This window comes from Cellvibrio sp. ARAG 10.3 (assembly GCF_051846955.1).
GTDB lineage: Bacteria > Pseudomonadota > Gammaproteobacteria > Pseudomonadales > Cellvibrionaceae > Cellvibrio.
In genome coordinates this window covers 37,759-63,275 of record NZ_JBPYCU010000018.1, presented here as the reverse complement: position 1 = coordinate 63,275, position 25,517 = coordinate 37,759, and the positions used below count along the sequence as shown (strand labels likewise).

Annotated in this window: 11 protein-coding genes; 8 read left to right on the top strand and 3 right to left on the bottom strand. The window is 48.3% G+C overall.

The window, feature by feature from the left end; all coding sequences use genetic code 11:
- From ACSV5M_RS18195 to ACSV5M_RS18175, 5 genes are all read left to right on the top strand, one after another.
- Positions 1-3,156, top strand: a 3,156-nt coding sequence (locus ACSV5M_RS18195; protein WP_439177920.1) for an outer membrane beta-barrel protein, incomplete at its 5' end; no start/stop codon positions are given.
- A 198-nt stretch (positions 3,157-3,354) separates the two neighbouring features.
- A complete protein-coding gene (gene hemN, locus ACSV5M_RS18190) occupies positions 3,355-4,758 on the top strand; it encodes an oxygen-independent coproporphyrinogen III oxidase (RefSeq protein ID WP_439177919.1) in 1,404 nt (467 codons plus the stop codon).
- A 160-nt stretch (positions 4,759-4,918) separates the two neighbouring features.
- The gene (gene azu, locus ACSV5M_RS18185; RefSeq protein ID WP_439177917.1) at positions 4,919-5,371 is read left to right on the top strand and encodes an azurin; all 453 of its coding nucleotides are present in this window, start codon (positions 4,919-4,921) and stop codon (positions 5,369-5,371) included.
- 250 nt (positions 5,372-5,621) lie between these two features.
- Positions 5,622-7,178, top strand: a complete 1,557-nt coding sequence (locus tag ACSV5M_RS18180; RefSeq protein WP_439177916.1) for a methyl-accepting chemotaxis protein — start codon at positions 5,622-5,624, stop codon at positions 7,176-7,178.
- 298 nt (positions 7,179-7,476) lie between these two features.
- On the top strand, positions 7,477-10,281 hold the full coding sequence (locus tag ACSV5M_RS18175; protein WP_439177914.1) for a TonB-dependent receptor: 2,805 nt from the start codon (positions 7,477-7,479) through the stop codon (positions 10,279-10,281).
- A 66-nt stretch (positions 10,282-10,347) separates the two neighbouring features.
- Here ACSV5M_RS18175 and ACSV5M_RS18170 read toward each other — a convergent pair whose 3' ends face one another.
- From ACSV5M_RS18170 to ACSV5M_RS18160, 3 genes are read right to left on the bottom strand one after another with little or no spacing between them, the layout of a single operon-like run.
- Positions 10,348-12,747, bottom strand: a complete 2,400-nt coding sequence (locus ACSV5M_RS18170) for a phosphoketolase family protein (protein WP_439177913.1) — start codon at positions 12,745-12,747, stop codon at positions 10,348-10,350.
- A gap of 29 nt (positions 12,748-12,776) precedes the next feature.
- Positions 12,777-14,093: an acetate/propionate family kinase gene (locus tag ACSV5M_RS18165; protein ID WP_439177912.1), complete on the bottom strand. Its 1,317-nt coding sequence runs from the start codon at positions 14,091-14,093 to the stop codon at positions 12,777-12,779.
- 8 nt (positions 14,094-14,101) lie between these two features.
- Positions 14,102-14,551 carry a universal stress protein gene (locus ACSV5M_RS18160; protein ID WP_439177911.1) on the bottom strand — a complete coding sequence of 150 codons (450 nt, stop codon included), beginning with the start codon at positions 14,549-14,551 and terminating at the stop codon, positions 14,102-14,104.
- Positions 14,552-14,956: 405 nt separating this feature from the next.
- On the opposite strand from ACSV5M_RS18160, the gene ACSV5M_RS18155 reads away from it, so the two are divergent.
- The 3 genes from ACSV5M_RS18155 (at position 14,957) to ACSV5M_RS18145 (ending at position 25,456) form a co-directional block, all read left to right on the top strand.
- Positions 14,957-17,161, top strand: a complete 2,205-nt coding sequence (locus ACSV5M_RS18155) for a hypothetical protein (RefSeq protein WP_439177910.1) — start codon at positions 14,957-14,959, stop codon at positions 17,159-17,161.
- A 322-nt stretch (positions 17,162-17,483) separates the two neighbouring features.
- Positions 17,484-25,010, top strand: coding sequence for an FG-GAP-like repeat-containing protein (locus tag ACSV5M_RS18150; protein WP_439177909.1), 7,527 nt, complete (start codon positions 17,484-17,486; stop codon positions 25,008-25,010).
- The gene (locus ACSV5M_RS18145; protein WP_439177906.1) at positions 25,007-25,456 is read left to right on the top strand and encodes a hypothetical protein; all 450 of its coding nucleotides are present in this window, start codon (positions 25,007-25,009) and stop codon (positions 25,454-25,456) included. The genes ACSV5M_RS18150 and ACSV5M_RS18145 overlap by 4 nt, the downstream gene beginning before the upstream one ends.
- The last annotated feature ends 61 nt before the right edge of the window (positions 25,457-25,517 follow it).

The window sequence follows — 25,517 nt, the reverse complement described above, 5'->3', positions numbered from 1 at the left end:
TATACCGATACCGATAGCGACGGCGTGCCGGATTATGTCGAGAACGTCGATGGTACTGACCCTAACGACCCGACCTCAGCCAAAGACACCGACAGTGATGGTGTACCGGATTACGTCGAAAACGTAGATGGCACCGATCCGACCGACCCGACCTCGGCGAAAGACACCGATGGCGACGGTGTACCGGATTACGTTGAAGGCGTCGATGGTACCGACCCAGCCGACCCGACGTCGGCCAAAGATACCGACGCTGATGGTGTACCGGATTACGTGGAAGAGGTGGATGGTACAGATCCGACCGACCCAACGTCCTTTAAAGATACCGATGGCGACCATGTTCCCGATTACGTGGAAGACGTAGACGGTACAGATCCGACCGACCCGACCTCCTTCAAGGACACGGACGGCGACAACGTGCCGGACTATGTAGAGACCAATGAGGACAACACAGACCCCAATGATCCGCAATCGGTAAAAGATAGCGACGGGGATGGTGTGCCCGACTATGTAGAAGGCGCTGAAGGCACTGACCCGGATAGCAACAATGGCTTCCTCGACAGTGATGGCGATGGCGTGCCGGATTACGTTGAGCAGTCGGAGGGCACCGATCCCAATGATCGCACTGACTTTAAAGACAGCGATGGCGACGGTGTACCGGACTATGTGGAACGTGTGGTGGAAGGTACTGATCCGCAGGATGGCAACGACTTTGCCGACCTGGACGGCGACGGTACACCCGATTACCGCGATACCGACAATGACAACGACGGCATCTCTGACGAGGACGAAGGGCGTGCGACCAACCGCGATAGCGATGGTGATGGCATCCCTGACTACCTTGACCTCGACAGTGACAACGACGGCTTGCTGGATGTATTGGAAGGTAGCAGCGACTCGGATGGTGACGGTTTGCCGGATTACCGCGACAACGACAGCGATAACGACGGCATTCCGGATTACATCGAAGCGCCGCTGGGCGTGAAGCTGACCGGTAGCGACGCCGATAAGGATGGCATTGACGATGCGCTGGATGTGGACCTGACGGGTGGTACAGATCTGAACAATAACGGTATCGATGACGCCTACGAGCCGCGTGATACAGACGGTGACGGCATCCCCGATTACCGCGATCCGGATAGCGATGGCGACGGTATCCCGGACCGCCTGGAAGCCGACATGATCCCGCTTAGCGGCATGGACAGTGACCACGACGGTATTGATGATTTCCTTGATGTAGACCAGACCGCAGGTACTGATCTGAACGGTGACGGTATCGACGATGACTTTATGCCGACCGACACCGACGGTGACAGCCTGCCGGATTACCTCGACCCCGATAGCGATAACGACGGTATTGCAGACGGTGTTGAAGGCGGTGCGAGTGGCCTCGATAGCGACAACGATGGTATTGACGATGCCTTCGATGTTGATCAAACCGGTGGCACTGATGCCAATGGCGACGGGATTGATGACACAGCCCGACTGCGCGACAGCGATGGTGATGGCATCCCTGATCTGCGCGATCTGGACAGTGACAACGACGGCATCTACGACGTGGTGGAAGCTGGCCTGCCCGATGACAATTGGGATGGCCTGGCCGATGGTGGCGTGATAACTCACACGCCGCGTGACCGCGACGGTGACGGAATCCCGGATCATCTGGATCTGGACAGCGATAACGACGGCACGAATGATGTGGTTGATGCTGGCTTCGGACGCTTCGATGAAGACGAAGACGGGCGTATCGACAACACCACCGACGTGGATCGCGACGGTATTCCCGATGTGGTGGATTATGAAATCGGCAGCTTCGGCGGCAGTCTCGACAGCGACGGTGATGGTATACCCGATGCCCTGGACCTGGACGACGACAACGACGGTATCCCGGACTGGGTTGAGAACGGCTTCAGCTCTCCCGACCAGGTCGGCCCGGATCGCGATACCGATGGTGACGGTATCCCGGATCGCCTGGATCTGGATAGCGACAATGACGGGATTCCCGATCTTGTCGAAAGCGGATTGCGTTTCCTGAACGATGCAGATGGTGATGGGCGGATCGACAACCTCGGCGACAGCGACGGCAACGGTCTGCATGACGCTATCGATCTATTGCTCGGCGCGCTCGACACCGACGGCGACGGCACGCCGGACTTCCAGGATCTCGACAGCGATGGCGACGGTATCTGGGATTTAATTGAAGCCGGTGTATCGCGCCAACTGGATCTCAACAATGACGGTCGCATTGATGTGTTTGTTGACATTGACCGCGACGGCATTGCTGACAGCGTGGACGCGGCGGTAGCCAATGGTGTGTCTGCACCCAGATTAGTCATTCGCGATACAGACGGTGACGGCATCCCGGATTATCTGGACCTGGACAGCGACAACGATGGCTTCACCGATGACAAGGAGAACGGTGACTTTGATAACGATGGTATTCCTGATAACGAACAGGATACCGGTGAACTGAAAACAGCAGTAAAAGGATCAGGCGCTATGAACTTGTGGTTGCTGACCCTGTTGGGTCTGTCAGGTGTCGTAAGACAAGCCGTGCACCACCGTCGCCGTACGGCGGCGTTGGTGGTGGCGAGTGGGCTTGGCGTCTTGCCCGCTGCCCAGGCAGCGGCGGATGACTGTGCAGCTGGCGGTTATGAGCTTTCGCGTTGCTGGTATGCCGGTTTGGGTGTGGGTGCGGCGCACCTCAACCCGGAAGGACGTGTGAACGGCTGGGGCACCGACGGTGCCGGTAGCCTTGGGATGGAAGTGCACCTCGGTCAGTTCGTCGCGCCGGCGTGGTTTTGGGAACTCAAGTACACCGACGCCGGTGAAGCGGAATTGGGCAACCTTAATCCTGCACTGGATGAGGAAATCAGCGATGCGGCGATCCGCTACAAGATTCCCTCGTTGATGGTCGGTTATGTGGTGTGGAGCGATGTGGTGGATGTGTATGTGAAAGCGGGCATGTCTTCCATTGAAACCAAAGCCAACGACAACCGCATCGGGCAACGCAAACAAACCTCAACCCAATTTGCGTTGGGAGCAGGGGTGCAATATGCATTGCCCGATTTACCTTGGTTGGTGAATATTTCTTTCGACAGCTACGACCAGGATGCGAGGATGTTTACCTTGGGCGTATCTCGTCGCTTCGCTTGGTAACCCACTACAATGACCGTCAGACTCTAGCGGCGGAATAACCACGAAAATGCCATCCCTTGATGGCATTTTCTTTTTTAATCAGACACTTTTGTGGGGACGGCGATAATCAATTGATTCAGATCAATCCGCCTTTGCTGCAATTTGTTAGCCTGCCATTGTTCAAAAGACGAACCTCCGATGCATGCACTTGAGGCTCACATGCCGCCATTTTATTCTCCCGATAACGTCCCGCTCAGTTGGAACCCGACGCTTATCAGCCAATACGATTTAGCCGGCCCGCGTTACACTTCTTATCCTACCGCGCCACAATTCAGTGAGACTTTTTCTGAGTCGGATTTTGCGGCAGCGGTGGAGCGCAGTAATGCCAGCCAGCGACCTCTGTCGCTGTATTTTCATATTCCATTTTGCGACACCTTGTGTTTCTACTGCGGTTGCAACAAGGTGGTCACGCACAACAAAAGCCGCGCAGAACCGTACTTGCGCCGTGTTGAAAAAGAAATGGCCATGCAGGCGCAGTGGTTTGATACCGGGCGCCCGGTCAAACAATTACATTGGGGCGGCGGTACGCCAACCTTTATCAGCGATGACGAAATGGCCTGGTTGATGGCTGCTACCCAGCGGCACTTCAATCTGGTGGATGATGACTCGGGTGAATACGCCATTGAGATTCATCCCGGTCGGGTCAGCGCGAATACCATGAAACATCTGCGCAAACTGGGTTTCAACCGCGTCAGCATGGGCGTGCAGGATTTTGACCTGCGCGTGCAAAAAGCGGTGAACCGCTACAACACCCTGGAAGATGTCAGCGCGCTGGTCAATGCGTTGCGCGTGCAGGCTTATCATTCCATCAGCATGGACCTGATTTACGGTTTACCCCTGCAAACACCACAGAGCTTTTCGATCACGCTGAACAAGGTGATAGAGCTATCGCCTGACCGACTATCCTTGTTCAACTACGCCCATTTGCCACATTTATTCAAAAGCCAGGCGTTGATCAAAGACAGCGATTTGCCTTCGCCGCAACAAAAACTCGATATTCTGGCGATGTCGATCGAAACATTGCAAAACGCCGGTTATGTGTACGTGGGCATGGATCACTTTGCCAAACCGGATGACAGCCTGGTACAGGCGCAGCGGGCAGGGGTGTTACAGCGCAATTTCCAGGGTTACTCCACCCACGGTGATTGCGATCTCCTGGCTTTTGGTGTGTCATCAATCAGCGCCTTCGGTGGCGTGTACGTGCAGAATGCCAAACTGGTTGAGCTGTACCAGCAATTAATTGATGCAGACAAACCGGCCTCGGTGCGCGGCTTCACCTTGAGCGATGAAGATCATCTACGGCAGTTTGTGATCAATCAGTTGATCTGCCATTTCTATCTCGATTTTGATCAGGTACAGCAACGCTTTGGTGTCAATCCAGCGGTTCACTTCGCCACAGAATTGGCTGAGCTTGTACCGATGGTGGAAGATGGGCTATTGACCCTGAGCGATAAAGGGATTCAGGTACACAACACGGGACGATTGCTGATCCGGCGTGTGTGTATGGTATTTGATGAATACCTGAACAGCGGCAGCGGGATTCGTTACTCAAAAGTGATCTGACATGACAGGGAAAACGTTTATGGGGTGAAGCTAAAACTGAGAAAAATTTACAGTTGTTTACCTTTATACGGGATGCTTTTGATTGCTAACGGATTGTTTTTAGGGAATCCTCACGGACGAATTCCCACCCAGTATGTGTAACCCTAGCGGAGACTAATCCATGAAGATGAAATACCTGATGACCCCCGTTTTATTAACCCTCATGTCGATGCAGGCTATGGCCGATGATTGCAGTGTAACTATCGATAGCACTGACACCATGAAGTTCGATAAAAGCGAAATTGTGATTGATAAATCCTGCAAGGAATTTACCGTCAACCTTACGCATTCCGGCAAGTTGGCAAAAAATATCATGGGTCACAATGTGGTGATCACCAAAGCGGCTGATGCGCGTGCGGTGGCCAGTGATGCTATCGGAGCGGGTTTGGAAAACCAGTACGTAAAACCTGGCGATGAGCGCGTGATTGCGTTTACTGACATCATCGGCGGTGGTGAGAAAACCTCCGTTACCTTCAGTGTAGATAAATTAACGGCCGGTGAGGATTACACCTTCTTTTGTTCGTTTCCCGGCCATATCAGCTTGATGCAGGGCTCGGTCTCCATCGGCTCATAAACCGAAGCGGGTAGCGGTGATATGCCGCTACCCTTGGTTACATTTTCTCTGGGGCTCGCCAGCCGTTTTTTGGAATCTCTCGCCATAATACCCTGACGCATTTTTCTTCTGCTAGCCATTCTCAATGCCTGTTTTCGCGAAATTTTTTAATTATTCCCTTCCCTGAACTATGCTCTATCTAACACCCCGGGCCCGACTGAAATGGCATTGGAGTGGAATATAGTGGTTTTCAAACACAGGGTTTTACAGGATGAGAAAGAACCTACCCATAACGGTTAACGAGCGTCGTTTTCCCTCCCATGTCAAATTAATCTCCGTCACCGATACCCAGGGCACGATCCTGGATTGCAATCAGGAATTTGTTGATGTCAGTGGCTTCAGTCGCGACGAATTGATTGGCCAACCCCACAACATTGTTCGACACCCGGAAATGCCGCCAGCAGCATTCAAGATTATGTGGGAACATTTAAAAGCCGGTAAGCCCTGGATGGGCCTGGTAAAAAATCGCTGCAAGAACGGCGACTATTATTGGGTCGATGCCTATGTCACACCGGTTACCCAGAATGGCAAAGTGGTGGGTTACGAATCGGTGCGCTCATGTCCCAAAGCGGAAGATGTTGCCCGCGCATCAAAAATTTACCCGATGCTGCTGGAAGGCAAGGGCTACTCGGTGAGTAGCAAAATACCAGCAGAAAACATTCTGCTGGTTGCGGGCTTGCTCGCGGCGTTGATCGCGTTCTTTGTTGACTACAAAAACCTGGCGGGCATTTTGTTGGTGGCGAGCACCATCGCCTACGCCGTATGGAGTTCTTTCAACAAAAAAGCGATGTTTGATTCACTCAACAACATGCTGTCCAAAGCCTTTTCCCATGATCTGGCTGCAGTTACCTATACCGATTCTTCCGGTGTCCTGGGCAAGGTGAAGGTGGCGATCCTGAGCCAGGAGGCGCACCTGGGTGCGGTGATAACGCGGATCGAACATGCGGCGGCATCGGTGTCGAGAGAGTCCGACAAAGGCGAGGCGCTAACTACGTTAATGGTCGAAAAAGTGGAACGTCAGCAGGCAGAAACCATTCAGGTATCGGCTGCAATGAATCAAATGACCACCACCATCGGTGAAGTCGCGCGGCACGTATCGGATACGGCGCAGCACGCCGATGAGGCCAGTCAGCTTGCCAACCATGGTAACCAGCTGGCGCAAAGCGCGAGCGTGTCGATTGATGAATTGCGCAAGACGGTTCATCGCATCAGCGAATCGGTTGCCGGTGTTGCGCAACAAACGCAGAATATTTCCCAGGCCGCGCAAATCATTGAGCAAATTGCAGACCAGACAAATCTGTTAGCACTGAACGCGGCCATTGAAGCGGCACGTGCCGGTGATCAGGGGCGCGGTTTTGCGGTGGTGGCTGATGAAGTCAGGCACCTTGCCCGACGTACCCAGGATTCCACCAAGGATATTTACAACATCGTCAATGCATTGAAAATGGAAGCGTCATCGGCGGTTCAGGTGGCTGAAAAAGGTTTGGAAGATGCAGAGCAGGGCGCGGTCAAGGTTAGTGAGAGTACCAAGGCATTAAATGGTATTAATGAAGCGGTCAACCAGATCGCCCAGATGTCGACACAAATGGCCACTGCGGTCGATGAACAAGCCCATGTTGTGGAGGATGTAAATCGGCAGATCAGTAATATTTCTGATCTTGTCAATGAGAGTGAAGATGCAGTCAATAACACCGCGACCTCTATCCGGCAGTTAAAATCTGTGTCCAACGAATTGCATGAATTAGTGGTGCGGTTCAAACGTAAATAACCAAGGCTGTTTTGTGATCATCTCTTCTGGTTGGTTTTTTATTCATCGCCGAGCCATTGGATAAAAACCAACCTGCATTTCCCGCCTGAAGTTCCCCTGTCACAAAAATTTCATCTAAATGCATAAAAGCGCGCAATAAAAATGAAACGAACGCCGTTTACCTTGCCGTTGCGTTTCTATTTCCCATCAGGAACCTGGGTACTCACAGGCACCGGGAAGGAGTCTTCTCTTGTTTACAAGAAGTAGAAATAGCTGAGCATTCATTTTTACTAACTGCGATGAATAAGAGGTAGGCAAGTTGAAAAACAACACAACAAATACCATCAAGTTAAACAAGAATAACTTGAGCCTGGCAATCGGCAGCACTATCGTTGGCGCGGCACTGGCAACAGGTTCTTTCCAGGTCATGGCGCAGGCACCGAGCGAATCACAACCCTTCCTGGAGGAAATCGTGGTTACCGGTGGCTATGCAAAAAGTCTTGAACAAGCCATCGATATCAAGCGCACTTCTGTTGGCTTTTCTGATTCAATCGTTGCTACCGACATCGCTGACTTCCCCGAACAAAACCTGGCAGAAGCTCTGCAACGTATGCCGGGCGTTACCATTGAGCGTAATAAAGGTTTGGGCAGCCGCGTTAATGTGCGCAGTTTGCCAAGCGAATTCACCCATGTGTCTATCAACGACCTAGCGACGGCGTCAGGCAGTGGCGGTCGTGATGTCGAGTTCGATATCTTCGCCTCTGAAATTATTCAAAGCGTCACCGTACAAAAATCGCCCACCGCTGCCGATGAAGAAGGTGGCATTGCCGGTTCGGTGCTGATTTCTACGGCGCGTCCGTTCGATTACAACGAACCCAAATTTGTTGTCTCTGCTGAAGCGGCCCATAATTCAATCTCTGAAGAGGTTGATCCAAAAATATCTTTCCTGGCCAGCAACACCTTTGGCAACTGGGGTGCGTTGGTGTCTTTCTCCGCGTCCGAGCGTACCAACAGAACTGACTCCAATTCCGGTATCAACTTCCGTCCGTTGTCACGCTGGACTGAAAAAACCGGTTCATCACAATGGCAATCAGATCAAACCATTGACGTGCTTGAGCGCGATACCGGTGTGGTGATTACCGATCCGTTTGATAAGGAACAAACCAACCGTGTGGTGTTCCACGATAAGGTCGGTGATCGTGCTTATTTGAATGAACAGGAAAAGTGGGGCGCGACAACCTCCTTGCAATTCCAGCCCAGCGGTAGTTTCAGTCTGACCTTCGATGCGATGCTCGGCGGTTACGATAATACCGAAGATGAATACGATGCAGCGGCTTATACAGCATCCAGTATCAGCGCGCTGGAAACCGTGCATGAGTTCGATAGTACTACCCTGGCTGAACACGGTATTGTTGTGTTGCGCGATGTGTCTTATGCAGCTACCCAGCACGAATTCCTGAGCAAGGAAAACGTTCATAAAACCGACTACACCCAATACAGTCTGACGATGGATTGGGAAATTGCCGGTTGGATCATTGAAGGTTTGGTGGGTTATTCAGGTGCAGAAAAAACCTCTGATACCAGCAACCTGAAACACGTGGCTTTTGCACCATCGCGCTCGCGTTTTACCTCAACCGGTGGTGTAACTGTTGTTAGCGCCAACCCGAACAGCATCGACATGTATAACTCGCCAGAGCGTTATCTGTTCGATTCTTATGAAGTCAATCTGGAGGAGATCCAGGACGATAAATCTGCTGCACAGCTGGATTTTATCAAGCCGCTGCAATGGGATTTCCTGCCGGTTTTGGATCAGGTTCAGTTTGGTGTGCGTTACACCGATAAATCCAAAGAGCGTAACCGCGGCACAAATAATGTGAGAGGCCCGGCAGAGGGTGATACCTCCTGGCGCAATGTCCGAACCTTGCAAGACAGCGAGTTAACCCCGATTTCCGATCTGGTTCCCGGTGGTGAATATTTGTCTGAGTCATCCAGCAGTCCGAGCTGGTCGCAAGTTTCCAACAGCTATGCGCGCAACGAATTCCGTTACGATGGTTTCGGTGTGGAATTTGCGGATAGCGAGTACTATCGCGTTGACGAAGAAGTGGTAAGCCTTTACGCCATGGCCGATTTCAAATTTGATATCGCCGACATGCCAGTGTTGATCAATGCAGGTGTGCGTTCAGTAGATACATCGGTACTGTCTTTCGGTTATCACCAGGTGCAGAATTCAGATGGTTCTACCGGTTATACACCGACACCAATCTCCAAAGAAGGTAGTTATACCGACGTGTTGCCCAGCCTCAATATGACCATGGAGCTGACCGATACGCTGTTGCTCCGTGCTGCGGCATCCGAGACATTAATGCGCCCGGCCTTGGGTGACATTGCCTATAAGCGCACCGTCAGCGTCAACGATTTCAAATACTACGATGGCAATCCGGATCTGAAACCCACTTATGCTGATCAGTGGGAAATCGGTTTGGAATGGTACATGGATGAAGGTGTGCTCTTTGCCGCATCTTATTTTGAAAAAGAAATTGAAGGCGTGGTGCGTGAATCGCTGACCGGTATCGTCAGAGACGTCACCAAATACAATGCTAACGGTACCATTGACGGCGTGTATGACTTCGAGATTTACCAGAAGGTGAACGCAGAAGGTTCCTACGATGTATCCGGTGTTGAATTGATTGCACAATTCCCCTTGAACATCATTCACGAATCCCTGGACGGTTTTGGTATCAATGCCAACCTCACCATGCTGGACAACTCATTGACCGGCGAGTCTGATCTGGATATTCCGGCACCACCGGAAGGTCTGGCGGATCGAACTTATAACCTGACGGCCTACTACGAAAACGATAAATTCGACGCGCGTATTTCTTACAACTACAAAGACAAGTATGTAGAGTACATCGCGAGCGATATGTATCCGGTTTATCGTGATGCCTACGGTCAGACAGATATGGCCTTGGGATACCAGGTGACTGACAACGTGAAGGTTACCCTGGAAGGTATCAACATCACGGATGAAGAAACCTCTGCGTACACCATTGATCCGTCGTTCCCGAGTATGTACGAGTTTTCGGGCCGCCGTATCAGCCTTGGCGTCAGAGCTGACTTCTAAGTGTAACGGTTATCGACCTGCCAAAAGGGATGCCCGAGAGGGCATCCCTTTTTTATTTCTCGCACATTATTTACGCAGGCCCTGCCATCGCCAATGGCGAATCTCCGGCATGTCTTCACCGTGTTCCTCAATATAAAATGTATGCTCCCTGAGTTTGTCATTGATCATCTGCCGTAGGCCGTCCAGGTCGAATCCGCTGTGGGGGATGCGCTCAATCACGGCGCGTAACAGGTGAAAGCGATCCAGCCTGTTCATCACCACCATATCAAAAGGCGTGGTTGTGGTGCCTTCCTCCTGGAAGCCGTGCACATGAAAATTCTGATGGTTGGTGCGGCGATAGGTCAGGCGATGAATCAGGGCAGGGTAGCCGTGATAGGCGAAGATCACCGGCTTGTCATGCGTAAACAGATTATCAAAATCTTCATTATGTAAGCCGTGAGGATGTTCACTGGGCGATTGGAGTTTCATTAAATCCACAACATTGATCAAGCGCACTTTTAGCTCGGGTAAATGCGTATGCAACAACTGTACGGTGGCCAGAGCTTCTATTGTCGGCACATCCCCGGCGCAGGCAATAACCACATCCGGTTCCTGCTCACCCGTATTGCTTGCCCATTCCCACACACCGATACCCGCCGCACAATGATCAATAGCAGCATCCATACTTAACCACTGCGGCTGTTCATTTTTACCGGCGACAATGACATTGATGTAATTGCGACTGCGCAAGCAGTGGTCGGTAACAGACAGTAAGGTATTGGCATCTGGTGGCAAGTAAATACGAATCACCTCGGCTTTTTTGTTAACGACATGATCGATAAAGCCCGGATCCTGATGACTGGTGCCATTATGGTCCTGTCGCCAGACGTGCGAAGACAGTAAATAATTCAGTGAGGCTATCGAGCGGCGCCAGGGAATATGGTTGGCCACTTTTAACCATTTGGCATGTTGATTGACCATGGAATCAACAATATGAATAAAGGCTTCGTAACAGGATAAAAAACCGTGGCGCCCGGTGAGCAGATAACCTTCCAGCCAGCCCTGGCATTGATGTTCGCTTAATACTTCCATCACGCGCCCATCGGCAGCCAGTTTGTCATCACCGCTTACTGTTTCTGCCATCCAGGTGCGTGCCGTCACGTCCAATACATCCTGCCAGCGATTGGAATTATTCTCGTCGGGGCTAAAGAGGCGAAAGTTTTTACTCGGCAGATTCCGGCTCATTACATCGGCTAAAAATTTTCCCATCACGCGGGTCGCTTCGGCATCAACTGCGCCGGGGGCAGGAATAGGCAGCGCGTGGGTGCGAAAATCCGGCATGACTAAATCTGTTAGCAACATGCCGCCATTCGCATGGGGATTGGCCCCCATGCGCCGCTTGCCCGTAGGTGCCAGCGCGGCCAACTCGGGAATCAGTTTGCCATGTTGATCAAACAGTTCATCCGCGCGGTAGCTACGCAGCCACCGGTCCAGGATGGCCAGATGATCTGGATTACCCATATTGCTTACCGGTACCTGATGAGAACGAAAGGTATTTTCGACCGCTTTGCCGTCGACTTCGTCCGGCCCGGTCCAACCTTTCGGCGAGCGCAAGATAATCATCGGCCAACGCGGTCTGCCACTGATGCCCCGCATACGCGCATTGTGTTGGATGCTGCGTATGTCTCCTAATACCTGATCCAGCGTTGCCGCCATTTGTTGATGCATGGTTTCTGGTTCATCGCCTTCAACAAAATAAGGCTGATAGCCATAGCCGATAAAGAGTGCTCTCAGTTCATCGTGCGGAATTCGTGCAAGCAATGTTGGGTTGGCAATTTTATAACCATTCAGGTGCAGGATAGGTAACACGGCGCCATCGTTGACCGGATTAAGAAATTTGTTGGAATGCCAGCCGGTGGCCAAGGGCCCGGTTTCTGCTTCGCCATCCCCCACCACACAAGTGACGATTAAATCCGGATTATCAAACGCAGCGCCGAATGCATGGGATAACGAATAACCCAACTCACCGCCTTCGTGAATGGAGCCGGGGATGTCCGGCGCAACGTGACTGGGGATACCCCCCGGAAATGAAAATTGTTTGAACAACCGCTGCAGGCCGGCTTCGTTTTGGGGAACCTCGGGATACTTTTCACTATAAGAACCCTCGAGATAAGTGTTCGCGGCCAATGCAGGACCGCCATGACCCGGCCCGGTAATAAAGATCATGTTGAGATCGTGCTGCTTGATAAGGCGATTTAAATGCACGTAGATAAAATTCAAGCCGGGTGTGGTGCCCCAATGGCCCAGAAGCCGTGGTTTTACATCGGTCGCTGACAGCGGCTTTTTCAACAAAGGATTGGCATAAAGATAAATTTGCCCGACCGATAAATAGTTGGCCGCACGCCAATACGCATTCATCTTGTGCAGTAAATCAGTGTTTAACGGGGTTGCTTTTGCCGTGATGGCATCAGTGTTGGTGGGATGCATCGCGATGATTCCCTCTTCATTGATGGTGGTCAGTGATGCGCGCGTCGAATCTGGGAGACCAATGCATACTGCGGTATGTCTGCCTTGCGCAGTTCGCTTTGCCCTACCAAGGGGTAAACCTGTTGCGCTATCACCAGTTCTTCGTTTGTCGGTATCACCATGGTGAGCACCTGACTGTCGGCTGCTGAGATAGCGGCAGCATTGGTGTTATTTTTTTGGGCGTCGAGTTTTATGCCCATGAATTCAAGCCCTGCACAAACGCGTGCGCGTATTTCCGACAGATTTTCGCCAATACCGCCGGTGAAGATGATGGTATCTACACCTTTCAATGCCCCGGCCAGGGCGCAAATCCATTTTTTCGTTTGATAACAAAATAACTCTACAGCGTCTGCTGCGCGCTGATCATCATGCTCATGTAGCAGTAGTTCCCTGATGTCCGAACTGATTTCAGAAATGCCCAGCAAACCGGATTCATGGTTGACCATGTGTTGAAAAGCTGCCGCGCTCATCTGTTCTGTTTGTGCAAGATAAGCGTATAAACCCGGATCCAGATCACCGGAGCGACTACCCATGGGGAGGCCGGCAGTGGGTGTGAGCCCCATACTGGTGTCTACACTTTTACCTTGATACGCCGCCGTCAGGCTGGCGCCATTACCCAGGTGCGCCATAATCACCCGGCCGCTTGCGCGCCGGGACCCTTCAAGATGCCGCAACTCTTGCAACAGGAAAGTGTAAGACAAGCCATGAAAACCATAACGACGAATGCCTTGATTAAAATAACGGCGTGGAATAGCCAGGAGTTGTGCAACCTTGGGCAGGGAGCGATGGAAAGCAGTATCGAAACACGCGATCTGAAGAACGTCCGGCATATCTTTCGCGATGGCTTTGATAAGCGAGATTTCTTCCGGCAGGTGTTCAGGATCGATAGCAACCCATTCTTCGAGTGTTGTCAGCATGGCGGGTGTAACAATCTCAGCCTCGCGATAAAGCGGCCCGCCATGAACCACCCGGTGACCTACGGCCAGCAGCAAATTAGTATCGATATGGGTATTGATCCATTGCAGCAAAAGATGGATAGGGGACTGGTTTGCTCGCTCTGTTAGCGAATAGTCCTGTGTCTCCAGTGAGGCGCGTTTGAGGATGCCGCTTTCTTCCAGTTTCTCCAGGTCACCCTGATGCAGGCTGGCATTAATGTGCAATTGTGAGGAACCGATACCGGTCATCTTTCCGCTCAATACACAATGGATCGAGACATCATTTTCCGTTTGGGGCGATTCGAAGAGCGCGAATTTGATGCTCGATGAACCTCCATTAATTGTCAGGACATAAGCTTGGTTGGCTGCCATAAACAGAATCACCGTATAACCAGTACAGGCACAGTGGTATTCGCGAGTACTTTTTGTGTTTCACTGCCGAGAAATAATTTGTTTAGTCCTTTTCTGCCATGCGAGGCCATAAAGATAACGTCGCAACCACATTTTTCGGCAGCATTGACAATTTCTTCGTAAGGATTGAAGTTGATAGCCGTCATCGTTTTGCAACTCACCCCGGCTGCCTTCGCCGCATCGGACACGCGCTGCACATAATCGTGCGCTAATTTGAACACTTGCTCGTCGTGCAGGTGTTGCCATTCCTCCATGTAGAGCGGGTCGGGTGCCATGCCGTCATGCAAGGGCAAATAAGGTTCCGCAACAGAAATGGCTACCAGCTTGGCATCCGCATCTTTTGCAAAGTCCACAGCATATTTAATGACTTTATCCGACAAGGGCGAACCGTCTGTCGGCACCAGAATATTTTTGAACATGATGAGAACCTCTTGGTGGAAGGGGGTAGCGCGGCGATGTTACAGATCATTATCAACTTATTACCTGTCGACGTTATGATCTACATCAATAGATTTGTACCTCCTCAACCGGCTAAAACCACTTTCAACGCCATCAGGAAGCGAGATCGACAATATATAACCAGATCAAGTGCTTCTAAAAAGTATCGACTATCGTTTTTTTGAATATATCCCGATAGATACAAGCGAAGCGGCTTTTATTATTGATATTCCTATAGCTTATTAACAGGAAGAAAATTGAAATTTCACCTGGCCGGTATGGAAAATGCTATGGCGTAAATTTGTAATTCTGTGACCCAGTGTCTACCTTAAAAAAGATATCCATTTGCAAATGCAGGAAAACCTTCTAAAGGCAGGACACATAACATGGCTACAAAAACCCCGCGCACGACTGATCAGGACGAGGTTATTACCAACGAAAAATCCCCGGCAGTAATCAAGAAGTATGTTAAACGTCATTCGTCCGTGGGAGGCAATGCCTTTGCGAGTGATAGCTATATGTACTTTACCGAGAGCGATTTAAATAAAATCCTGGTCAATCTCGACCAGCTGCGCAGCAGTGTTTTCCCCAATATCAATCCCGATATCGAAGACAGTCTGAAAAAGCAGCAGGATTTTCCTTCCGTGTGCCTGATTGGTTTAGGGCGTTGTGGTTCCAATATTGCCCTGGATGTCGCATCCCTGGTGTACAGCGCGCGCAGCTTCTACCTGAACGAATTCAACAACGAAGAACGTCAGCATCGCGAACAGGAGCGCCCGATCAGTTGGATCAAGCGCAGCCTGAGTTTATCCAACACGGCCGCAACCAAGCCGGTGTTTTTGATTGAACCCTTGGTGATGTTGGGCGATCTCGATAAAGATATTGAAGGTCGCATCCGCTTCTCCAGCAAAGGGGAGAAGAGCGGTTTCCTGTATGACTACACCAAGATGAAGATCATGGATCTTTCCGAGGTGCATGCGGGGGGCGCAGGTAATGCGCCGATCCTGGGGCAGTACCTGGCCAAGATTATTCTGAATAAAGATACGCAACGTTTTTCCAACGCCGATTGGAAATTTATTCATTCGTACCTGATTGATTCCTGCGGCATTAAAGCCAACCAGTCGCGGCTGTATTTTTATATCTTCAGTGCGGGTGGCGGTACCGGTTCAGGCATGGCATCCGAATTTGGTCTGGCTCAGCAGTACGCCTACATGAGCAAAACCTTTGATACCCGATCTCCCAATGAAGACGAAGAAAATCGCGGTCATTCGTTTGTGTTCGAGCCGATCTTCACCAGTGGTATCTGCATCCTGCCGAATATTTCCGATCACGGCGGTGAAATGTCAGAAGCCTTGCATATCAATGCCGGGCGCCTGTTATGTAAATACCTGGCGGAAGAGTGGGATTTTTCCTACAACTTTGACAACGAAGACACCAACGATGCCAGTGTGATGCATCGCATCCGCCCCTGGAATGCGATGATGTTGATCTCTAACGACATCATGCGTTATGCCGAGGAAACCGACGATGGCGACATCCAGCATATCGACGTTAATGCCATGGAAAAGTACGCGAACCAATATATTTCCCAACAGATCTTTAACATCCTGACTGCCCAGGCCGTCACCACGGATTACGACGAAAATTATTTCCGTCGAGCGGGTATTGATATCGGTGAAACGATTCGCCTCGACGCCAACGACCTGTTTATGAGCCTCGCGGGTCCGGTCGCGGTGGCTTACGCGGAATCGGTGATTCCCGATGCTGCGTTGAATACCGACAAAGTAAAGATCTATGACAAGCACAATGATGACCTGGATATCGATGATCTGTTCTTTCGTTCCATCGACCTGCCGCATTTCAACAAAGTCACCCAGGCAATCGAAGGGATCAGCCTGCTGCCGATTGAATCCGGCCGTTACCGCGAAGCCCTGCAAAATTACCTTGACAATGATTACAACCCGGCAGAACTGAAAGACCTGCATTTCTTTAAAAACTGCTCCTCCGTGGTGTCCATTGTTTCCTTGCCCAAAGATTACAAACTGTCTTACATGGACCTGAACAAACTCAAGTCCCATTTGAACAGCTTGTTTCCTAACACCACGCTGAAACGCTATGCGCTGGTGATCGGTGCTTCAGCCAATATCTCGCTGACCACGCTGATCGCCAAAAGCCCCTGTCTGAGTGACGATTTCCTCACCCTGATCGTCGCCTACATCAAACGCTGCTTCGCCCAGGACGACTACCGCTTTGATGACAAGATCGATATGTCGATGCTCGATTTCATCCGCTCCGACAAGTTCGACGAGAAATTGATCGACGATATGCTCAACGAACACGAAAACCCGGCCAAGATCCTCGATACCAACTGGTACGCGATCAAACCCATGTACGAGAAAAAATACCGCGAATTAATCAACAACAACGATAAATTCGTGTCCATCAACGATATTCGTTTGTCGCGCGACAGCGTTAAAAAAGCGATTAAATACCTGCGTGAGATCTATCGCCACAAGATCAGTAAAACGCGAGTGATTTCGTTGAATGATCAGGGGGCTGAGGTTAAGACTGGGAGAAAGAAAGGTGGTTAAAGCAATCCCTAATGGTTTTTTTACATTGTAATAAGGAGGTTTATGGGTAATAAACTCAACAAAATCATGATGTTAAGCTCAATTGCTCATTGAAGTATTGGCGTCTATTGCCACTGGAGGAAAACTCATTTATATTTCCTTCCAAAGCTCACATCTCGCGTAAGGATTAAGGACTAAGCGCGGAATCTTACTCAGGGACTGCCTGATTACAGCTTCCCCTCTTCATCAAAAATATCCTTCCTATTTATCTGTGTAGCTTTAGTACAGATATATTACTTCCTCAAAAGTTTAATAACTATTCCAGCGTTTGCATGGAGGATTCATGTTCCGTTCGCTATTACTGTTAATCGCTTTTTTATCTCTCGGCTTTATACAATCCTCTCAGGCGGCGGAAATCGGCACCCATAACTATGATATTTATGTTGGTGATATCAATAGTGATGGGGATGATGACTTCTACTTTCATGGCAAACCCTTAACATTAATATTGCATGGTGATATAGCAACCCCCATTCTATTGCATGCCCCAACTAGTTTTGTTATTTACGGGGATTATGATACTTACGCAAGTCCTGCTGAATATTCTCTTACCTCAATAGAGATTGCAGCAAGAGTTGCTGCTGGTACTTTAAAGCTATACAAAAATAACCACGATTTTTATATCTGGAGCAACGGAAATGCGGGCCTGAATAATGTCTTATTGCGGGGTAGTGATTCATATGCACCAGCTTTGTTGTTATCCAGTTCGACAAACAATACTTTTCCCCTGCTAAGCCAAGTTTATAACACCTCTGGAAACTCTAATCTCAGTGACAGAAGCCTTCCCATAACATTTCAAGACATTAATTATGACGGTAGGAAAGACGTAATTGTCGGCTCTTATTCAAGCGACAGGGGTGAATATGCCTTTGTTGCTGACTCCGGGGGGATACCCGCCGTACAGTATCGTGAGCTGTCGCCATCTATAGATAGTCCTTTGCCAAGTGGAGCAACGCATGTCGGTATAACTCCTGGTGAATTCCGTGTTGATGAATCAGGTGCGGCAACCTATAGCGTTCCTATCATGCTTGCTGAAGGAACAGCGGGTGTAACCCCTCAGCTATCTTTAAATTATTCGAGCTTAGGTGCTAATGGAATAGCAGGAAAGGGATGGTCGCTTGGAGGGCTGTCATCCATTACGCGATGCCGTCAAACGTTGATTCATGATGGAACTTCCAAGCCTATTACTTGGACTGCACAAGATCGCTTTTGTATAGATGGCCAGCGCTTGATGTTGGTTTCTGGTACATATGGTGCTGCTAATAGTACCTATAAAACTGAGTTAGATAACTTCGCATTAGTTACAGCAAAAGGTGGTAGTACAGGCCACCCCGCTTATTTCCTCGTTGAAGCAAAGGATGGATCTACCTCGGTATACGGCAACACTACGAATGCTAAAGTGACTGGAGGAGCGGCGAACACAACCTTGACATGGGCAATAAATCGCTTTCAGGATAACGTAGGAAATGCAATTGATTTCGTCTATGAAGGCAATGGATCAAATGGTCAGCGCATTAAAACGATTCACTATGCCTTTCCATCAGTAAATTCTTCAGCAACGGCAAGCGCACGAACAGACTCAAAAGCAAGCATAATATTTGATTATGAAGCGCGAAGCGACATTTCTCCTGCATACATAGCTGGCCATGCATTTGGATTGACGCAGCGGCTCAAGCAAATCAGAGTTAATAACGAAGGAGCAGAGCTGCGCCGTTACAACCTTACCTATATGTCAACGCAAACATCTGACGCCCGTTATAAAAATAAAATTAGCCGTTTGCAACATATTCAAGAGTGTCGCCAAGTAGATAGCGCTACATTAGCGTGTTTGCCAGCTACGACATTTAATTGGGGTGGTGGTACACATGTGGCGCTAAATCAAACAATGGAAACAATAGATTTTCCCGATGCAACTGATGATAAGTATGTGCTGAATAATTTGTTTGCTGATGTGACTGGTAATGGGAAACAAGACCTGATTTATTTGATGTACGAAAGAAGTTATGCCACATCCAGTCTGCCGAACAAAGCAAGCCTTGCCGTTCGGATTAAATACGCTGATAGTACAGCTTCATCCATGATTCCTTTGGGTATGGTAGATAATTATAATCAAATTAAGATAAACATGCTTGATTACAATGCTGATGGTCGTCAGGATTTGGCTGTATATGATTCGGGTTGGAAGATTTATGTTTCTACAACAAGGCCTGATGGGACTTGGAAGATAGATTCATCAAGCACGGTCATTTCGACTTTGAGTTTCCTTGATAAAAATACGTTCTTTGCTGATATTAATGGTGATGGTTTAGTTGATGCGATTTCCAATAACGGCTATCGGTTATTGGGGCGTAATGAACAGCTAAATTCTTCCGCTACAGCATACTCTTTCAAGAACTTCACGAGCTTTCAATGGGAAGCCGTTACAAATTTCCCAGAGGTAGCGACATCTCAACCTTCTTTTACTGGTCTTAGTGATTGCCGGCATGATGGGTATGAAACTAAAGTTCTCCCCGAGACTATGGGGGATTTTAACGGTGATGGTGTGGCCGATTTCATTGGCACCTACACAAGAAAATTCTCCTGTATAGCTTCAGGCAGCTCCAGTAGAGTAATAGTTCCTCATGATAATTATTATGTATTAGCCTTTGATCAAGGTGTGTTAAAAAACTACAGTCAAGAGAGGGTATTGATCCAATATACAGTAATGGATTTGAATGGCGATGGGTTATCAGATCTGCTTTATTCTTCGGGTCAAAATCGAATTAATTATCGGCTTAATAATGGAAATGGCTTTAATGCTGCGGTTGCCTGGATTGACTTGCCTTATTACGGTAGTTCTTCTCAAAGAGCTGTACCACAATATTTAGATTTTAATGGGGACGGTGCAACAGATATCGCATGGCATGACCGTAATACTGGAAAATTGTCGGTACGTTTATGGGGGGATACCGAGTCCTTTAATGTGCGGGATGTTGGCGTTCACGCCAAAACTAGCCATCTTTTGATGGACGTAAGTGGGGATGGTGTTATTGATTACATAAGAATCACATCCGCAGCACTAACAGGCTATCGAGGTGTAATGGCCGTTGCTGGTGAACCTATTCCTTGTCACTACGTTTATCATCAAGGGAATGCTTCTTGCGTGGGCGGAAACCCTAACCCATCCGATCCTGTGCCAAGCGATGAGCAGCATAATGCGATTATTAGCATCCAAAATGGACTAGGCGGTATAACCAAAATTATATATGGCACATTATCGAATAGTGGCCATTATTCAACCACTGATGTCAATGCCACGGTTACCCAGCATACATACCCCACTAATTGCACTGGACATCCTCAATGCCCCGCGACATATACCTACACGGTTACTGATGCAAGCAGTTTCTATTCACGCCTAAATGGCGGTTGGGATTTGCCGGACGACAGCGTCACATTAATTTCAGGCAATGACACCAAGGGTGCCCCGGTACTGGAAGTTAATGGTCCTGCATTTATTGTTGCAGAAGTGCAAAGTAGTGCTCCCACTGCAGAAAATGCTAACGCTCTAAGCAAAGTAGAATATTTTTACGCGGAAGCGAAAATGCAGGCGTCTGGCCGGGGTTTCCTCGGTTTTAATCGCTTGACAACTATTGATAAACAAACAGGTATTTCAACAACAACAACCTATCGCCAGGATTTTCCTTTCAACGGTCAGCCTTTATCTACCACTATTCACTCTGCAACCGGTTCAGCAGGGAAGATGCTGAGCAGTGCGGTAAATGAATGGGACTATAAAGAGATTGTTGGGCCGGATAACACTAAGCGCTATCAACCGTTCGTCAAAAAGAGCACGGAGAAAACCTACGCACTTAAAAGTGGTGGCAGTGAGCAAGGTGATCTATTGCAAACGGTGGTCACTGAAACAGAGCTGTATTCAGATGCCTATGGCAATACTAAAAATATCAAAGTAACCACAACGGATGGCTCTACAACACTTGTTAAAAATACCTACAGCGAGTATGGAGCCACGGATTGGGAAAAGCGTATGGGGCGCTTGTCAAGAGTCGAAGTTACTACAAATAACGATAGCAACAATAAGCGTATATCAACATTTGAATATTACGGAGGCGGAGAAACCGGCGGATTTCGTGGAATGCTGAAGAAAGAAATGATTGAGCCAGGGAATGCATTAGGTACAACCACAACCTATACCTACGATGGTTTTGGGAACAAAACGGGTGTTTCCACCGTTGCACTTGGGTCATCTGGTCAGGATGAGACCAGAACTACGACAACTACCTATAAAGATAACAAGGGCAGATATATCCAATCTACCAGTAATTCCCTTGGGCATACATCAACCATTAATTCTATAAATAGCTTTGGTTCCCCCACGCGTATTACAAGTGTAAACGGACTTACTACGAATATTTTTTACGATGCATTAGGCAGTGAATATATGCGCAAGGATGCAACAGGCGCATGGACTCGAACAGATACCATTTACTGCGGGCAAGGGGTTAGTTGCCCTGCTGGAGCAGTCTACCGCTCGTGGAAGCGGGCTGCTGGAGGTGGCGGTACCATTGAATATTTCGATGTACTAGGCAGAAATATCCGGACAACGACAATAAGTTTTGATGGTCGTCATGCCCATGTTGACACCGAATACGATAATTTGAGTAGAGTGAAGCGGCAAAGCAATCCCTACTACAATGGTGGCTCAATCAGTGGTTGGACCGAAAACGACTACGATATTCTTGGGCGTGTTGTTAAGGTGACAGGCCCAGATAATTCTGAAATTGAAAGTGTGTACGAGAATAACGTAACGACAATTACCAATAGCCTTGATCAAAAGCGTATTGAAACGCGGAATGGTTTGGGGCAATTGGTTAAAGTTGAAGATCATCTGGAAGGTACGATCAGTTATTCCTACGATGTTTATGGTGGCTTATTAAGTGCGACCACAACCGCTGATGGTATGTCTGTGACTGTCAGAATGTGCTACGACAAACTTGGTCGCAAAGTGGCAATGCACGATCCGGATAAAGGTGGCTTTAACATTGGTACAAGCTACAAGGGGGGCACTAATGCTACCAAAACATGCGATGAAGTTGCCGCCTCTCTAAATAGTACGAAGCTGGATGGTTGGTGGTATTACAACTACAACGGTTTTGGTGAGTTGATCAGCCAGATTGATGCCAAAGGCCAGACAACCACCATGACGTATGACCTCTTGGGGCGTGTAAAAACACGTACAGATTACAAGGCAAATAATTCTGTAGAGGGTCATACAACATGGTTCTATGATACAGCTGAGGACGGCGCAGTAAAAACCGGGGCCAAGGGCCAGCCGACAGCTATTGTTATGAATACCAATGGTACTAGCAGTCTTTGCTCAGCCGGAGCATTGAACTGCCATCGCACAGTTTATAACTACGATGATTTTGGGCGTCCCACAACTACGCAGGTATATCATCCCGGTGACGCGACGGCGTATACAACGAGTGTTACCTATGACAAGTACAGCCGCCCCAGTCATCAATATGACGTGCTTCATCAACTAATTAAAAGTAACGGCACCCCACAAACCAGTGGCGTAGAGATTCGCTACAACCTGAACGGCTATGAGCAAGAAGTAATTGATCTGGGCAGTGGTCAGCGGCTGAAAAAAACGCTGGCTACGAATGCACGAGGCCAGGTGACGAGTATTTTGCGTGGAAATGGTGCCACCACGACCAATACATATGATGAAACCACTGGCAATTTGACCCGTCAGCAGGCAAGCGTTATCTCACCGGTAAAGCTGATCCAGAATATTGGTTATGATTGGGATACAGTGGGTAATCTCAATTACCGCCATAATCAAAGCGCCAAAATGGGCGGTGGCAACAATAATCTTCAAGAACGTTTCTGTTACGACAATTTAAATCGATTAACCAGGACTTATTTAGGGTCATTGACAGGAAGCTGCACCGTCAGTGGTGCCCAATCAATCATCACCTACAATGGTCATGGCAATATTACTTCTAAAACAGGCGTCGGCTCATACACCTACGGTAGCCAGGCCGGCCCGCATGCTGTTACTGCTACAACGACTGGTAATAAGACTTATCAGTACGATAGAAATGGCAACATGATAAGTGACAAAAATAACGGGGCAGTTAATCGCAGCTTCGAATACACCACATATGATCAAGTGTCACTAATTGCTAATGATAATACGGAAACAACCTTTTACCATGGTCCGGATAGAAGCCGCTGGAAGCGCGTTGATACGAAAAACAGCCTGGCAACAACCACACGTTATTTTGGCTCAATAGAGCGAATTGAAACCGGGCTTGCAGGGGTGGTTGAGTGGAAGCGCAGTATAGCTGGTGCACTCTTTACTTATAAAACCGACACCGCCAACAATTTGCTTACCAATGGTATTAGCAAAGCATTTATCTATAAGGATCACTTGGGATCAGTAGATATTATTACCGATGCAGTGGGTACGCTCACGCACTCCATGAGTTTTGATGCCTGGGGTGCACGCCGTAGTGCCGAAACATGGAACATTGCTTATGACATATCAAAGCTTGAGTTAACCGGGTTTAATCACGAAGTGACTACGCGCGGGTACACCGGTCATGAGATGGTGGATGAGTTGGGAATCATCCATATGAATGGAAGAATATATGATGCTAAATTGGCACGCTTCCTTCAGGCTGATCCCTTTATTCAGGCTGCTACTAATACTCAAAGCTATAACCGATATTCTTATGTTTTGAACAACCCGTTAAATATGACGGACCCAAGTGGGTTTTTCTTCAAAAAATTATATAAAAGCTTTATGAAAGTATCAGGTATTTGGCACACCCATAAACTTTTAAATAATTATGCTCCTAGCGTAGTTCCTTTTATTCCAACCGTTCTAAACTTCATTCCAGTTGTTGGGCCATGGATTTCTGCCGCCTTCTCGGCAAATAACGCATTTTACTTGACCGGGAGCTTCACTGCAGGAGCAAAAGCGTTTGCAATAAGCAGGGGCTCTTCTTACGTTTTCCAGCAAATCGGCGGCGCCGATATGACGACCGGAGGGAGAATATTTGCTCATGCTATGGTTGGAGGAGTAATCTCTGAATTACAAGGCGGTAAGTTTGCGCATGGTTTTGTCAGTGCGGGTTTAAGTAAAGCTTTTATGTCTTACATGAAATTCGACTACAGCGATGGCAGTGTTTCCGCTGTCGCAGGACGAACCATGGTGGCTGCTTTAGTTGGTGGGACAATATCCGAGATTTCAGGAGGTAAGTTTGCGAATGGTGCAGTGACTGCTGCTATGGCGCACTTATTTAATCAGGAAAGCAGTGCTTCCAAAATGCGGGATTACTGGGGAAGAGTTGCGATTGTAGCTAAAGCGGAAGCAGATAGAATTGCTGGTTTGAGTCTAAGTGAGTTTCAGGAAGAGTTTGGTAGTTTTTATGGATTGAATTTAAAAGAAAGTAGCCTCCCGGTAAGGCAGCAGCTTATCTCCGCTCAGGCAAGTTTATACGCAAAATTGATGGGTATGAATGCGGAAGCTTTATCTATGGCCGTGAACCCTATGTCCAGAGGTTTCTTGGAAAATGCTGCCGTCATTTTGGATGATGCGGGTACGGTGGATAATTTTTATGGGGGATTGTCATCTGTGGGTGGAGTTATTGCAGGTGGACTTGCTCAGTTATTAGAATTTAGGAGTACATTTTCTTCATTTTCGTCAGGGAAGTTTGGTTACAGTGTTTGGTATAATTGCAATAACTCAATTAGATGTAATGTTGATGACATTAGCTTTAGTGAGCCAATAAAATGAGACCATTTGTACGATTAATGATGTTTTCTGCTTTATTCTGTGTGGCACCGGGAGCTTCTGCGAGTTCATTGGATTTTCATGGTTGCATAGTAGATGTCCCCCAAAAATTTTCCTCCAACTCAAAGGGAAATTATTATTATTTGAATAATGTATTTAAAAATATTTCGATTGATGAGGGTGAGGATATAAATACATTTTATCCAAACCCTTTGGAGATAAAGCATATGGATTCTTTTGAGGGTGCTGACGGATATTATCTTTTTAATTATATTTTGTATGATCTTAATAATCCTCAATCGTCAATTAACCATATAAGAGTATGGAAAAACAATAAATCTTTAAATTTTGTAGGGTTTGGATTGGGTGAAGTTAAGGATATGGTTAAGCATTGCTCTGATAGGTGGGTTCATATTAGCGAAGAGGATTTTCTAAAAAATGTTCTGTAATAAAAAATGAGATCATTAGAAGGGTTTTTATTCATCGTCTAATATTAAACTTACTATTTAG

Coding starts and splice junctions, on each gene's coding strand:
- hemN (WP_439177919.1), top strand. CDS start 3,355: ATGCCGCCATTTTATTCTCCCGATAACGTCCCGCTCAGTTGGAACCCG.
- azu (WP_439177917.1), top strand. CDS start 4,919: ATGAAGATGAAATACCTGATGACCCCCGTTTTATTAACCCTCATGTCG.
- ACSV5M_RS18180 (WP_439177916.1), top strand. CDS start 5,622: ATGAGAAAGAACCTACCCATAACGGTTAACGAGCGTCGTTTTCCCTCC.
- ACSV5M_RS18170 (WP_439177913.1), bottom strand. CDS start 12,747: ATGCATCCCACCAACACTGATGCCATCACGGCAAAAGCAACCCCGTTA.
- ACSV5M_RS18165 (WP_439177912.1), bottom strand. CDS start 14,093: ATGGCAGCCAACCAAGCTTATGTCCTGACAATTAATGGAGGTTCATCG.
- ACSV5M_RS18160 (WP_439177911.1), bottom strand. CDS start 14,551: ATGTTCAAAAATATTCTGGTGCCGACAGACGGTTCGCCCTTGTCGGAT.
- ACSV5M_RS18155 (WP_439177910.1), top strand. CDS start 14,957: ATGGCTACAAAAACCCCGCGCACGACTGATCAGGACGAGGTTATTACC.
- ACSV5M_RS18150 (WP_439177909.1), top strand. CDS start 17,484: ATGTTCCGTTCGCTATTACTGTTAATCGCTTTTTTATCTCTCGGCTTT.
- ACSV5M_RS18145 (WP_439177906.1), top strand. CDS start 25,007: ATGAGACCATTTGTACGATTAATGATGTTTTCTGCTTTATTCTGTGTG.